Raw genomic sequence first — 13,891 nt, forward strand, 5'->3', positions numbered from 1 at the left:
GGCGGGGCGCTCCGCCGTCGAGTCCTCACGACCCGTGCTGCGGAGCGCCCTGCTGTGTCATGCCGTCACATAACGGTCTATTCGATGCTCGAACCGGCCGGAAGCAGCGCGACCGTGGGCACGGCGCTCGCGTCCAGAGCACCGCGGAAGACCCGCAGCTCGTCGACGGCACCGTCGAAGAACCCGGATGGCGTGGTACCCGTCAGGACCCTGCCGACCTGAAGGGACGCCGTGGTGAAGTCCCACGCGTTGTCCCAGGGCACCTGTGCGGCGAGGGTGCCGTCGACGTACAGCAGTGCGTCACCGAAGACCGCCGAATAGACGAGCGTCAGATGGTCTCCGTCGCCCGCGCTGCTCGGCATCACGCCCTTGGCGTCGACGGTCGAAACCCTCGCTCCCGTCTCGTCCTTGTTCGTCACGGCGAGCTGCCATCGCTTGGCGGAGGCCGCGTACTTCACTGTCAGCGCACTCCCCCGTGCGCCGGCCAATGACATGACCGTCTGGTCCTTCGTCGGGTCGGCGGCCGCCAGACGGGCACGCGCCGTCAGGGTGAAGCTGTCCTCCTTGGCGAGGAGACCCGCCGCGCGCTTCGCATGGGCCCCGGTGCCGTTCAGCACCAAGTGGCCGTCACCCCACAGCGGTTCGGCGGGCGGTACGCATTCCGGGTCCGCCTCGCTGTCACAGGACTCGTCCGGCACGTAGATTCCGGCGCCACCGCCCAATGTCAGACCCGCTCTCCCCGCCTCTTCGGGAGACACGCCATTGACGTCTCCGTCGACCTGCCAGTAGGAGAGCTGCCTCGCGGAGATCCCGCCCAGCGCTTCGCCCTCGGCCTCCGGCACCACCCGGTCGTAGATCTTGACGTCGGCGACACTGCCCTTGAAGTGGGAGGTGTAGCCGTCCAGGGCGAGCTTCCGCCCGATCTGCACGCCGCCGGTCGCGTTCCATTTCGTACGGCGCTTCTGGACGTCCTCCTCGATCAGGTCACCGTTGACGAACAGGCTCAGGGTGCCCAGTTCATCGTCGTAGACGCCTATGAGGTGGGTCCAGCTGCCCGGCACGGCGGTGGCTCCGGACACCTTCCAGGACCCCATGTTCTCCATGTCGTTCATCGGCGTACGGAACGTCCACGACCGGGCGTCCACGTCGTACCCGAGGTCGAATCCGGGTGCCGCTGTCCCGTCCTGGCTGACCACGCTCACGTCGTCCGTCGGCCGCTCGGGCAGGTTCACCCAGGCGCTCACCGAGAACGTCCCGCTCGTGTCGACCGCGGGCTTCCCCGCGTCGAGGTAGGCCTTCTGCGAACCGTCGAGGGAGACAGCGGTGTCCGTCGGCCCCAGCGGTCCCTCGGCGCCGAAGGTGACGCCGGAGCCCGCGGACGCCGCGGGCGCCCCGCTCATGCCGGCAGCAGCCGTGGCCCCCTTGGCATCGCCGAGCGTCCAGCCCGCGGCGGGGGCACGCCCGTCGCTGACGAGGAAGACATGTGCGGTCGGCGTCTTCTGGGCGTTGCCTGCGCCGTCGATCGCCTTGGCCTCCAGGGACATGGGCCCCTCGTCCGGCGGCATCCAGCGCACGGTGAGGGGCGCACCTGCGATCTTGACGTTCGCGGTAATCCAACTGCCGCCCGCGAAGCGGTACTTGTACTGCGTGACGTCCCTCGACGGTGAGTCGATGATGAACAGGCCGTAGTCTCCGACGCCCGCGTGCCAGGCGTCGTCGTCCGGGTACTTGGTCGAGAAGACCTCAGGGGCCTTGGGTGCCGTCGCGTCGTAGATGAACTCACAGCGCGTGCCGTTGCCCGCCAGGCTCCACGGCCCCCACGACGTGCCGTCGGATGCGCGCACCGCCCAGCCGACGGTCACGTTCTGCGGGATGGTGTAGCTCGCGTCGTCGTCGTCGGAGCTCAGGTTCGTCCCGACGGTGTACGAGAAGGATGCCCCACCCGTTTGACCGCTCTTCGACGCGTCGACCGTGCTCTGCGCCGCCGTGGTGGAGTAATGGTCGTACGTCTTGCCCCCGACCGTCCAGAAGACGTGGAACTGGGCTTTCAAGGTCTCGGAGTTGCTGCCGATGTCGCCGTGGTCGTAGTCCTTCAGGAACGCCTTCAGCTTGGGCGCGTCGGAGACGTAGTGCTCCTCGGCGTTGCCGTACTCGCACGCGCCGCCCGGGGACATCTTCAGTTCGTCCATGTCCGGTTGAAGCGGCGGGCGGTTGTAGATGACCTCCAGCTGCGCGTTGCCGCAGAAGCGCTTCCAGTACGCGTAGCTTCCCTCTTCCTCCGCCTTGAGGCGGAAGGTCGTCGTGTCCCAGCCGCTGCTCGCGGCCTTCTGCACGGTGCCGCTCACGTCGAAGCGGACGTTCTGATTCGTGGACGTGCACGAACCAGCGGGATTCGTCGGCGATTTGGTGGTGATCGCGTCCTTCAGCGAAGGCTGGTTGCTCCAGTTCGTCCCGGAGCTGATCGCGCTCGCGCCGCCGGAGTTGACTCGGCCGAGTTGAACGCCCTTCGCGGACTCGCTGTAGGTGTGCACCATCGTCACCGCGAACTGCGCGGAGACGATGTCCTTGTCCTCGAACGTGCCCGTCGGCAGCGCGAAGAACTGCCGCTTGACATCGCTTCCACTGGTGCAGCGGTAGGAGACGTCGGCCGGGCAGCGCCCGACACCCTCGTCGTCGTCGAACTTCCAGAACTCCGAGGAGGAGTAGTACGAGGAGACCATGGTCCAGCCGGTCCGGTTGGCCGTCTTGTAGACCGGATCGATGTAGACCGGATAGACGGTGTCGGCACCCTTGAGCAGGTCGGCGTCGGGCTCCAGCGTCACCGAGTCCGCATCCGCGTCCACCGCTACGTCGGACACCTGTGCGCCCTGAGGCGGGGTGACCGCGCTGTCCGGCCCGGATCCGTCTGTCGGCGAGGGGGCCGGGGAGGAGCCCTCCTCGCGCGGACCACCGACGGTATGGCTGGAGTCCCACATCATCGGCTGCGGTGCCTCGAAGACCGTGCCGCCGCTGCCGTCGGCCTCGGCCTCCAGCCCGCCGTCATCCGTTTCCTTCAGCGTGACGGAGTCGGTGTCCAGGGGCAGTTCCAGCCTGGCCAGCTCAGGCCGGGCCGCGGCCTTCGCGTTCTTGACGACCAGGACGTGGGAGAAACCCTCGGCCCCGGCGGTGACCTTGAGGTCGACGCCCTCCAGCACATCGGTGTACGTGGCGGTGGAACCGGCGATCTTCGGCCGGGGCAACTTGTGCGGCCAGTCGAGGGAGAGCGAGCGCCCGTCCTTGCCGATCTCGGCGAAGGTGGTGTCACCGCCGCCGGAGAACGTCATGGCCGTCAGTGCGGCCTTCGGCGCGTAGGTACCGCCTGGCTGCTCGACGAGCGTGGTGTCGATGTCCGCCCACTTACCGGCCTTGCGGGTACGGATCGGCTGGACGTACTGGGTGGTGGTGAAGGTGCCGTCCGGGTTGGCGACCGTGGTGCTGCGTTCGTCCCGGAGCGCCGGCACCTCCACCTTCTCGCCCGACTCGGCTGCCTTGGCCTGGGCCTCGGACGCGCTCGTGACCTTCGGTGCCTCCTTCTCCGCGGCGGCCGCCGGCCGGGGGCCGCCCGCGAGGCCCGTGGGCACCACGCCCAGGCCGGACGAGAGGAGTGCGGTCAATGTGACGGTGACTGCGACGGCCCGGAACTCGGGGCGGGTGCCGGTAGCACGACGGTTCACGAGAGGCCGTCCCTTTCTGGACATATCGCCGTTCACCCGACCACTCCGAAGGACATCCCCGCGTCGGGGATACCGCCGGCGCCCGGCTTGAGGGTCGTCGTGCCCGTGGTGGTGGAACCGGTCATGTCCGTCCACGGGATGACGTAGAGGACCCCCTTGGGGGTGTCCGAATTCTTGCTGTAGGGCACGCCCACGTAGAGGTTGTCGCTGCCCGCGGTCAGGCTGATGCCGGTGTAGTCGCGGGACGTGGCCGTGCCGGGCAGAACGCTTCCGCTCGGGGCCCGCGTGATGACCTTGTCGTTCGCACCGATCGACGTGTCCAACGGCCGCAAGATGTGCACGGCGCCGGCGTCCTTGGCGTCCTTGGCATCGCGACCCGGGACCCCCACCGCGAGGCGGATGGTGGCGTCGCTGCTCACCACCGAGGTATCCGTGTTGGTGAGGGCCACGCGCTGACCGAAGAAGTCGCCATCGGTGGGGAAGCCTTCGACCCCGTCCGACGAGGCGTCGACCGCCGCCACCTGCGTGTAGGCGCCGGACGGCTTGATGCGGACCACGGTCACGGCACCCGAGTTGGTCACCGAGCCCACGGTCTCCCCCGGAGTGCCGATCGCCAGGAGCGCGTCCGAGTTGTACGTCTGGTCGTCGGGCCGGAAGTTCGTCATGTCGATCGACGTGCCGAACTGGTCGTTCGGCTCGGCCACACCGTCCAGGCCCTCCTGCGTCACACCCTGGTCGAGACCGGCCAGTGCCGTGGGAGCGCCGCCGGTGAGGGTGTGCTTGAACACGGTCACGGCCCCGGCGAACGGAGTGTCGGCGCCGATGGTCTCGCCCGGCGAACCCACCGCGAGGTACCGGTTCGTGCCCGTCAGCGAGTAGCCGAAACGATCGTGGGCCTCGACGACCCCGGGAACGCCCGGGTCGTCCTCGCTGACGGTGGACTTGGCCGCACCCTGCATGTAGTGAATGCAGCCCGCGTCCGCGAATTCCTTGCCACCGCTGGTGATGTTCTCCCCGGGCGCCCCGATGGCGAGGTAGGGAGCGCTGTCCGATGTGGTGCCCGACTGCAGGGCGAACCCGAAGCGGTCGTACTCCTCCGTCACGGTGCTCGGGTCGAACTGGGCCTGGGTGTAACTCTCGATCGAAGAACCGGCGCCGAAGCCGGCGGGGGTGCCGTGGATGACGTAGACGGCCCCGGCGTCGTGCAGGTCGGCGCCGTCTTTCGTGACGTCCTCGTAGGGCGCGCCGACCACGAGATCCGTGCAGCCGTCGCCGTCGGCGTCGAAGGCCGCGCGTGCGGCCCCGAACTGGTCACCCCGCTCGGGCACCGCGTTCATTCCGTTGGTCGCCTGCGAGATCTCGAAGACGCCCTTGCCCCCACCGAGCACCACGCGCACCAGGCCGGCCCGCGCCGCCTCCGTCACGGTCGCGTTCGGATCGGCGACAACCGTGTCCGTGACACCGTCACCGTTGAAATCTGTCGCGGTTCCTCCGGCGCATGCGGCAGCCGCCGCGGCTTGCTGTCCTCGTGTGCCCACTCCCCCGGTGACAGCGAAGACTGTGACCGCTATCGCCACCAGCCCGACCCCGCTCATGCGTTTACGCATGAGTCACCCCCCACCCCTCCATATGTCGTTTTTAATCCAGCCCGGTGCATGCTGGTTGAAACTTTCATTCCGCTATCAAGCACCAGCCGGGCGGGCGCAAAGGTAATTGACCCGGCACTCTCCATGTCAAGCCCATGCCCGTTTTATGGCAGAGAAATGATTCCAAGCGCCCCGAGGGAGCAGCTTGACTCCTTTTTCATTAGGTTTCCGGCAAAAGCGGACAAAAGATCTCCGCATGCTTGACGACGCGTCAGTCATGACTTCATAGTTTCTTCACCTCGAACACACTGGTGGTTCGAGATGTCGACACACCGCCTCAGAAGCGTCGTCTTCGAGGCGTCAGACTCGGCACATTCCACGCATCTCCAGTGGCGAGGCGCGAACGAGAGAGAAGATTCCGTGAAGCGCCTCCTGATGTGTCTCGTGACGTGCATGGCCTTGATCGTCGGCTTCCTCAGCCTGGAAACACGGGACAGCGCGGCCGCCGAGCACAGTGAGACGACCTACTCGTACGGCTCGCACGACAGGCAGAAACTGGACGCTTTCTGGAATGCCTCGGATACCAAGCGTCCCGGAATCGTCATCCTCCACGGCGGGTACTGGTACGAGGATTCCGGCTGGACGACCTGGTCCCGCCACTTCGCCGACAAGGGCATGGCTGTTTTCTCGGTCGACTACCGGCTGAATTTCGATGCGCCTTGGCCCGCGCAGCGCAACGATGCCCTTTCGGCTCTCACATGGATCAAGGCGAATGCGGCGAAGTTCGACCTCGACCCGGAGCGCATCGTGGTTCTCGGCTCCTCCGCCGGCGGTCAGATAGCGACCTCGCTCGCCACCTACGGCTCAGGAGGCGACCGGATCAAGGGAGTTGTCGCGCTCTCCCCCGTCGCCTCGCCCTACCGTGCCTGGAACGACGGCAACAACGACGACAGCACGGCCAAGGAGCGCAAGGTCCGCGACAACGCCACCATCCTCGCCCGGTGCTTCCCCGACCCGGCCGACACGGATGCCTCACTGCACGCGAGCTGCTGGGACACCTGGAAGGACATGGTCGTCAAGAACCGCGCCTCCGGTGCGGACGACGCTCCCATGTACCTCGTCCACTCCGAGGGGGACTTCGTACCCGTCCAGCACTCCCTCGACCTTGAGGCGGCCGAGGAAGTCGGCCACGACATGCCGGCTGACGGTGTCACCGTCGAGACGGTCACGGGCAGCGCCGCGCATGGCGGCGGGCTCCTGGACACCGCGGGCATGCCGGAGAAAGTCCTCACGTGGATCAAGGCGCGCGTCTGATGCGCCGCCAGACATAGCACCCGACGACCGTCAGACGTTCCCGCAGCCCGCGCCGCCGGCCGGGTCCGCCCCATAGGAATCACCATGCCGTTACTCACCAAGAAGCTCACCACCCGCCTGCTTCCCGCCCGCGTCCGCGCGGAACGGGCGCGGCAGAGCGAGGAGCAGGCCAGGCAGAGCGAGGAACGGGCCCGGGAGAGCGAGGCCGCCCGGGCCGCGGCGGCGGAGCGAGGACGGCAGGAGAAGATCGCGGCCCGACGGCTCGCTCTTCTCGCATCGGACCCCGAGATCCGCGAAGTCCGCTTCGAGGGCCACACGTATTACGGCCGCACCGTCGACCACTTCACGTCCGCCGGCGCCTCCGCCCGCAACCTCGGGCTGGTGGCCGACGCCCTGGAACGCGCGGATGTCGACTACTTCCTGGTCGCGGGCCGCTCGAACACCCGCCATGTCGTCGGCATCCGCCTCGCCGACCGCAAGAGGCTGCTCGACGAGCTGCGGGCGATGTACGGGGAAAGCGCGCTGTACGCCGTGAAACCCGGCACGGCCCCCATCCCCTCCGGCGCGGTGCTGTACGCGGACGGCTCGCTCCCCACCGCGCTGAAGCGCCAGGACGTCATCCGCTTCGGCGAGATCCTGCTCGACCCGTCCGGCCGGATACTCGCCGACCTGTCGTACGGCTGCGACGTCGAGTTCTGGCAGGACGGCGGCCGGCTCCTCGACGACGAGCGGGCGACCGCGCACATCGAGGCCCTGCGCACCCAGGCCCCGCCCGCCGTGCTCGCCGAGGCCCTTGTCGCCCCTCGCCCCAACGCCGTGACCGACACGCTCCCGCTCCAGGCCCGGGTCCCGGCCCGCCACACCGTCGAGGGGCGCGAACACCCCACGTACGAGGCCTTCTCCCACCCCCGCGTCGACACCGTCGACTTCCCCGTCGACCTCGTCTACACCTGGGTGGACGGCGCGGACCCCGAGCTGCTGGCCCGCCGCGAGTCCTACCGCGATGACGCGCGGACGGCCCGCATCCACGCACGCGAGACCGGCGCCTCCCGCTACACGAGCCGTGACGAGCTGAAGTACTCCTTGCGGTCGGTCGAGATGTACGCGCCGTTCGTACGGAACATCTACCTCGTGACCGACGGGCAGACCCCCACCTGGCTGAACACGGACGTCCCCGGCCTCCAGGTCGTGGACCACAAGGAGATCTTCACCGACCCGTCGGCGCTCCCCGTCTTCAACTCCCACGCCATCGAGACCCAGCTCCACCACATAGCGGGCCTGTCGGAGCACTACCTCTACCTCAACGACGACTTCTTCTTCGTCGGCCCGGTCACCGCCGGGCACTTCTTCCACGGCAACGGCATCGCCAAGCTCCCCTTCTCCTCCTTCCAACTCGGCCTGGGCGCCCCGCACCCCGACGAGCCGGCACCCAACTCCGCCGGCAAGAACGTGCGCGGCCTCGTCCTCGACGCCCACCACCGCCTGACGGTCAGCAAGTTCAAGCACGCCCCGCAGCCGCAGCTCCGTTCAGTGATGACCGAGCTGGAGGAGTCCTGCGCGGAGGCGGTGACGCGCACGAGCCGCAGCCGCTTCCGCTCCGTCGAGGACATCGCGATGACCACCGCGCTGCACCACCACCACGCGTATCTCACCGGCCGCGCGGTACCCGGCAAGTACAGGCAGCGCTACATCGACATCGGAAAGACGGACGTACGGGAGGCGCTCGCGGAGTTCACCCCCGGGCACAAGTACGACTTCCTCTGCCTCAACGACGTCAACACCCCGCCGGCCGACCAGGAACGGGTCACGGCCGAGGTGCGCGGATTCCTCGACACGTGCTTTCCCTTCGCCGGGCGGTGGGAGCGGGCGGAGGGGTAGGCGGTGAGCCGTCGGTACTCTTGCCCCGGGCCGTCACCCTCGCCCTCGCCCCGCCCCACGTCAGAGTGACGGCTGATTGCTCACGGCCACGAGAGGTCGAGCGGCAGATCCCGGCGGAAGACGGCCATGGTCCGTCCGGGGCCGTCGTAGTCGTCGACGATCTTCATGTCGAAGCCGAGGCTGCGATGGAAGGCGATCGAGCCGGTGTTCCCGATCGACGTGATCGCCTTCAACCGCCGTGCACCATGGCGTTCCGCGGCCTCGGTGAACGCCCCATACAGACGCCGCCCGAGCCCGGTGCCGCGGGCATCGTCCCGGGTGGCGATCAAATGTACGTACCCGGTGCCATCGGGAGTGACGAACCCGAAGACGTATCCCCGGATACCGTCCGCGGCTCGGGCGACCAGGCAGGTTGAGCCGAACTCCTGCACCAGCGCCAGAAGGTGCAGCGACCGGAGGTCGCGTTCACCCCAGTAACGGGAGTGGTCGGTCAGGACCTGGTGAAAGTCGGCCACCCCGGCCGGTTCGATGCGTATCCCCATGATGACGATCATGGCAGGCGGCTTGGCCGTCACGGGCCGACCGAGCAGATCACGCCACTCGCCCTTAACGCGTTGCGCCTGCAACTCCTGAGGCGAGAGTATGTTCGATACACTACGCGGCGTGAGTGGGGCGTGCGCGCGCTGCGACGACCGAACAGGCCGGGCGCCCAGCCAGTTGACGGGTTACGGGGTGGGTTCATGAAGTTCGACATGGGGGATACGACCCTCGCGGTGCTGGGGAAGAGCACGGTGGGGTCCAGCGACGATCTCGGCACGCTGATCCATCTGCTGGTCCAGGCGGCCGAGCCCCTGGAAGGCAAGTTCAACGGCGCCGGCAAGGCGACCTTCGACTCGTTCAAGCTGCGCGCGGACGACATCACCGCGGATCTGAACGGGGCGCTTTCCTCGATCCTGGGCGGCCAGGCGGGCATGGACGAGGCCTTCGGTACCGGTGACGACGAGCAGGCCGACAACGCGCACCAGAACATGGGTGCCGCCAACTTCGAGGCCGCGCGCTTCTCCGGCTGAGCCGCATCCGACCGACCGTTCACGCACGCTTCTCAGCCACAAGGGGCTGTTTCGTCATGGCAAATCAGAATCGTCGTTCCTACGACACCGGCGCCTCGTCCGACGTACAGGGCGGACTCCAGATCATCATCGGGCAACTCGAACGCGTCCTCGGCGACCGCGACCGCGCCGTGAAGGCCGCGATGGCCGACTATCAGGCCGATGGCGTCTCGGACGAGTACCACGGCAAGGAAGTCCGCTGGAACAAGGCGGCGAACGAGGTGCGCGACATCATCCGCCTGGTGCGCGACACCTTGGAGAAGAACGACGGCACCGCCCAGACGACGCTCGCCAGGGCGCGGGCCGCGGTCGACAACATCGGCTGACCGGCCCGCGGAACGGCAGGGCGACAGAGGCGGCTTTACGGGGACTTGTAGGGGGATTTGACATGCCTGGGTGGGACATCTCACCGTCCGGTGTGGACTCGGTGACCTCGCTGGTGCGGCTGGCGATGGACGACATGGCCAAGGACGTCAAGGCTTACGTGACCGACGTGGAGAGCGCGGCGGCATCGGCCGGCACACTCGGCACGTCCTACTGCGGAGCCGCGCCCGTCGGCCCGATCGGCGACGCGCTGACACGGTTCATGGTGGGGACAGAGAGTGATGTGCGCTTCCTCGGGAAGCGGGCCGCCAAGTCGGTGAACGGCGCGATCGAGGCGACCAACCACTATGTGGCAGGGGACTTGGAGCAGGCCGCGAACGCACAGGAACAGGCGGCTCAGGCACCCGACGTGACGGTGTTCCTGCCGACGGCTCGGCAGAAGGGTGCCGGTCCGTGGACATGATCAAGCCGGCGGGCATACCCCGGTTCATCGGTGACTGGGGGCAGTTGGCGAAGGACGTCTCCGGGCTGCGCAGCGACGCCATCGGTATCCGCAACGGCGGGGCCGACGTCCATTCCCGCTTCCAGATGCTGGGGGCGTACTACACCGCGCCGGAGGCCGACGACCTGTTCGCCACCACACAGCCGGTGATGGACGAGGCGGACACCTTCGCCGCGCATCTGGAGACGGTGGCCGACGCGCTGGACACCTTCGCCGCCGAGGCCCGCCCGCTCGCCGAGAAGCTGAAGACGTTGCGCGAGAACGCCTTCAAGTTCGTCGCCGACGTCGAAGGTGACGACGACTGGACGGACGACGAAGACAAAGTCGCCCGCAACAACGAGTTGTGGGCGGACGTGATCGCGGCCGAGAGCGCCTTCCGAGCCGCCGAGCGCCGGGCGGCCGGCAAGATCTCGGCGATCGTGGGCGGCCCCAAGTACATCGAGGACGACGGAAGCCACAAAGCGACCGAGCAGACCGTGATGTACGGCTACGACGCCGATGTGCTCAAGCAGGCGGAGGAGTTGCCCTGGGGCAGCCCGGTGAGCGAGACCACCGCCCCCGGGGACATCAAAGGTCACCTGAAGAATTTCCTGTACGACGGTTTCGCCGTCGACGGCGCCGGGGCCACCCTCAAGGGCCTCGGGGCCCTGGTGGGGATCGGCGGTTCGGCCAAGGAGGCCTGGGGCAATCTCGGCGATGCCGCCATGGGCGCCGGTTACTACCTGGTGACCCCCCTGGACTGGGCCATGGACCAGACCATGTTCGCGGACCAGGACACCGAGACCATGAAGCGGCAGAAGGCCGCCGCCCGCGAGGTCGGCAAGGCCATGGTCGCCTGGGACCAGTGGGAGGAGCACCCGGTCCAGGCCGCCGGGACCACCACCTTCAACATCCTCACGCTCGGCGCCGGACCGCTGGGCGCACTCGCCAGGGGCGGCTCCGTCGCCGGCAAGGCGGGCCTCGGCGCGAAAGCCGCCGGAATCGGCGCGAAGATCGGCACGTACGCCGACCCCCTCTCGGCCGGGCTCACGGTGGGCGGCAAGGCGGTCAGCAAACTGCCGACCGTCGCGGAGGTCACGTCCCGGATCCGCGCCGGGGCCGGCGCCACGGCAAACATCGAGCGGGTATACAGCACCCTTGAGTTCGATGGCGCCAGAGTCCGCATCGAGGACGGCAAGTTCATCCGTCTCGACACCGACGGCAACCCCATCAGGGATACGGCCCCGAAGGATAAGAGCGCCGCCCAGAGGGCCGTTCCCCCGGAAATGGCGTCCCGGCGAGAACACGCTTTGGCCGGTGCCGGGGGGCGGGGGCCCGGCGCCATCGCCGAGGTCGGCGAACACCTTTCGCCACGGGCAAGCCACGAACCTCATGCCGACGGAAAGAATGCAGGGCCAGCACAAGGCAACGGACGTGCCGACTCCGGCGGCTCGGCCGGAGCCCAGAGCAACGACGGGCCCAGCCCGAATCGTTCCACGGGTCACGAGTCGCCCGGTGGCAAGGGGCAAGGCGGTTCGGTACGCCCCGGCGGCGGTGGCGGGGCTGATGACGGCCTGACCAATCCGGACCGAGCGGGACATGGCACAGATGGAGAAGGCGCAGCCACGCCTCGCGGGGATTCCCCGAGCCATCCCATCCGGGCTGAGCGTCCCAGTTTCATGCGGGGCAGCGGTAATCCGTACGGACCTCGCGGGTCGCTGACGCTGGAGCAGATCGAGGAGATCCAGGTTTATCGGGCCAATCACGAGCCCGGCTACCGTGAGCACTTCTACCGCAAGGACGGCACCCGAAGACTGCTGGAGCGCTACGACGAAAGTGGCTACACCCCGCCTCAGCTCACTCGGCTCTCTGACAATGGGCCCTGGATCCGCGCCAAGGACATACCGGCGCCGCCCCAGCCTCATTTCCTCGACGACGCTTACATCTCCGTGGGCGCTGATACCGTATCGAATGCGTCTCGACGCAAGATCCTGGAAGAAGCGGCAAGAAATCGGCAATTCGCAATCGACTGGGACAACATTGTCTCGGACTTGAAAGCGGAGGCGGGCAAGGCCCACGAATCCCATGGAACCGTCGAAACAGCTGCACAATTCGGCGAGGCTCGGGGCCTGTACAAGGAAGCACACACCCTGATGGGAAAGGAGGCTGAGGCGTTTGGCGAGGCAGCGGCAAGACACCATTACATTGCCGAAAATTACCACGGATTCAAAGATGAACCCCTCCTCGGCCCGAACAGCGGAAACGATCGATTCGATCAGGTCTGGACGCATGAGGATGGCAGGGTGGTGGTTATCGAGGCCAAGAGCGGCCCCACCACCGACCTGGGACGACGCACTCTGACGAATGGCCGCCAGGTCTCCCAGGGAAGCAGGGAATACTTCGACGAAATAGTCGCAGCCATGGAAAGTCGTGGCGAGTTCGCTCTGACGGAAGCCATAGACAAGGCACTCACAGAGGGGAAGCTAGAATATGTCGTCATCAGGGGCGAGAAGAACACCGGCACGTACACCGGGTACAAATATCGCCGGTTCGACATCAGCAAGGGGACCCTTACGTGACCGTACGCATCGACCGGCATGAACTGCCGGCAGGACCTGAGGCCGAGCAGTATGCGGAACAGCTCGGTCAGTACTTCAGCAGGAAGATCGACCGCCTCGAAGAGTCCACAGCCAACATCAAGGGCGTGTTCAACACATCGCTTTTGCACCTGAGGGCTCGGTGTGTCATCGACCCGCGGGCAGCGACGGTGGAGACCTGGGAAGCGGCGGTCATGGCGATGCAGCTCGGTTCGGCGCTGTTCGCTGTGACCGGGGTGAGCGAGGGCACGCTGGAGTGTCGCATCAACCGTAAAGTACGCAGTTTGCGGGCGGTCGGCCCTCTGTCCACCGCCGATGCCGGAACCTGGTTGCAGGCCTTCTGGCTGGCTGTCATCTGCCGGGAACAGGAGCGCGTGACGCGGTTGTGCGAGGTCCCGCTGGATCGCCTGCGCGCACCGGAGGGGCAGTACGACGAGTACATCTACCACTGGGTCGACACTTTGCAGACGTACTGGCTGCGCCGCCCTGGCCTGGTGGAGAAGCTCACCGCCACATTTCAAGCTTCCGATCCGTCGGTGGCGCAGATTGCCCCGCGGGACCTGTTGGACGGCCTCCTTTATCCTCCGATCAATGTCTTCTACCGGTTTGTGAGCAAGGACGAAGAAGGTTTCAGCCCGGCCCTCGGGGAAGCACTGAAGCTGCACCAGGCGTACTGGACCTTGAACCAGGAACGGAAGAGTGACATCGAAGGCAGCATCGCACTCGGACCGCTGGCTATCGCATGCCTGGCCTACGACGGAAATATTCCCATCGGGATCGAGTCGGAATACCTTCCCAAGCACTTGCTCCAACACAGTTGGCTCGGAGAATTCCCTACCTGATTCATCCGCGGCCACAGTCAACTACGGTGACACATCGATCGGACGGA

The 13,891-nt window shown here is 67.1% G+C and carries 10 protein-coding genes; 7 read left to right on the forward strand and 3 right to left on the reverse strand.

The window, feature by feature from the left end:
• Nucleotides 1-77: 77 nt before the first annotated feature.
• Together ACF062_RS02880 and ACF062_RS02885 are read right to left on the reverse strand one after the other, a co-directional pair.
• A complete protein-coding gene (locus ACF062_RS02880) occupies nucleotides 78-3,713 on the reverse strand; it encodes a LamG-like jellyroll fold domain-containing protein (RefSeq protein WP_392134843.1) in 3,636 nt (1,211 codons plus the stop codon).
• Nucleotides 3,714-3,745: 32 nt separating this feature from the next.
• Nucleotides 3,746-5,320, reverse strand: a complete 1,575-nt coding sequence (locus ACF062_RS02885) for a VCBS repeat-containing protein (protein WP_392134846.1) — start codon at nucleotides 5,318-5,320, stop codon at nucleotides 3,746-3,748.
• 432 nt (nucleotides 5,321-5,752) lie between these two features.
• Between ACF062_RS02885 and ACF062_RS02890 the strand changes: the two genes are divergently transcribed.
• Entirely contained in the window at nucleotides 5,753-6,613 is an 861-nt protein-coding gene (locus tag ACF062_RS02890) for an alpha/beta hydrolase (RefSeq protein WP_392134849.1), read from the forward strand.
• Between the two features lie 84 nt (nucleotides 6,614-6,697).
• Entirely contained in the window at nucleotides 6,698-8,491 is a 1,794-nt protein-coding gene (locus ACF062_RS02895; protein WP_392134851.1) for a stealth conserved region 3 domain-containing protein, read from the forward strand.
• Nucleotides 8,492-8,571: 80 nt separating this feature from the next.
• Here the strand turns inward: ACF062_RS02895 and ACF062_RS02900 are convergent, their stop codons facing one another.
• Nucleotides 8,572-9,045, reverse strand: a complete 474-nt coding sequence (locus ACF062_RS02900) for a GNAT family N-acetyltransferase (RefSeq protein ID WP_392136471.1) — start codon at nucleotides 9,043-9,045, stop codon at nucleotides 8,572-8,574.
• A gap of 186 nt (nucleotides 9,046-9,231) precedes the next feature.
• On the opposite strand from ACF062_RS02900, the gene ACF062_RS02905 reads away from it, so the two are divergent.
• The 5 genes from ACF062_RS02905 to ACF062_RS02925 all read left to right on the forward strand — a co-directional run bounded on the left by ACF062_RS02905 (nucleotide 9,232) and on the right by ACF062_RS02925 (nucleotide 13,844).
• Nucleotides 9,232-9,561: a hypothetical protein gene (locus ACF062_RS02905; RefSeq protein ID WP_223774329.1), complete on the forward strand. Its 330-nt coding sequence runs from the start codon at nucleotides 9,232-9,234 to the stop codon at nucleotides 9,559-9,561.
• Nucleotides 9,562-9,617: 56 nt separating this feature from the next.
• A complete protein-coding gene (locus ACF062_RS02910; protein ID WP_223774330.1) occupies nucleotides 9,618-9,926 on the forward strand; it encodes a pore-forming ESAT-6 family protein in 309 nt (102 codons plus the stop codon).
• A 62-nt stretch (nucleotides 9,927-9,988) separates the two neighbouring features.
• Nucleotides 9,989-10,387, forward strand: coding sequence for a DUF6507 family protein (locus ACF062_RS02915; RefSeq protein WP_392134855.1), 399 nt, complete (start codon nucleotides 9,989-9,991; stop codon nucleotides 10,385-10,387).
• Nucleotides 10,384-12,984: a hypothetical protein gene (locus tag ACF062_RS02920; RefSeq protein WP_392136474.1), complete on the forward strand. Its 2,601-nt coding sequence runs from the start codon at nucleotides 10,384-10,386 to the stop codon at nucleotides 12,982-12,984. Before ACF062_RS02915 ends, ACF062_RS02920 begins: the two co-directional genes overlap by 4 nt.
• The gene (locus ACF062_RS02925; RefSeq protein WP_392134858.1) at nucleotides 12,981-13,844 is read left to right on the forward strand and encodes an immunity 49 family protein; all 864 of its coding nucleotides are present in this window, start codon (nucleotides 12,981-12,983) and stop codon (nucleotides 13,842-13,844) included. The genes ACF062_RS02920 and ACF062_RS02925 overlap by 4 nt, the downstream gene beginning before the upstream one ends.
• The last annotated feature ends 47 nt before the right edge of the window (nucleotides 13,845-13,891 follow it).

The sequence above is a fragment of the Streptomyces sp. NPDC015345 genome, assembly GCF_043078805.1.
Classification (GTDB): domain Bacteria; phylum Actinomycetota; class Actinomycetes; order Streptomycetales; family Streptomycetaceae; genus Streptomyces.

What these genes read in the sequence shown, in the direction of transcription:
- ACF062_RS02885 (WP_392134846.1), bottom strand. Translation starts at nt 5,320, where the DNA reads ATGCGTAAACGCATGAGCGGGGTCGGGCTGGTGGCGATAGCGGTCACA.
- ACF062_RS02890 (WP_392134849.1), top strand. Translation starts at nt 5,753, where the DNA reads ATGGCCTTGATCGTCGGCTTCCTCAGCCTGGAAACACGGGACAGCGCG.
- ACF062_RS02895 (WP_392134851.1), top strand. Translation starts at nt 6,698, where the DNA reads ATGCCGTTACTCACCAAGAAGCTCACCACCCGCCTGCTTCCCGCCCGC.
- ACF062_RS02900 (WP_392136471.1), bottom strand. Translation starts at nt 9,045, where the DNA reads ATGATCGTCATCATGGGGATACGCATCGAACCGGCCGGGGTGGCCGAC.
- ACF062_RS02905 (WP_223774329.1), top strand. Translation starts at nt 9,232, where the DNA reads ATGAAGTTCGACATGGGGGATACGACCCTCGCGGTGCTGGGGAAGAGC.
- ACF062_RS02910 (WP_223774330.1), top strand. Translation starts at nt 9,618, where the DNA reads ATGGCAAATCAGAATCGTCGTTCCTACGACACCGGCGCCTCGTCCGAC.
- ACF062_RS02915 (WP_392134855.1), top strand. Translation starts at nt 9,989, where the DNA reads ATGCCTGGGTGGGACATCTCACCGTCCGGTGTGGACTCGGTGACCTCG.
- ACF062_RS02920 (WP_392136474.1), top strand. Translation starts at nt 10,384, where the DNA reads ATGATCAAGCCGGCGGGCATACCCCGGTTCATCGGTGACTGGGGGCAG.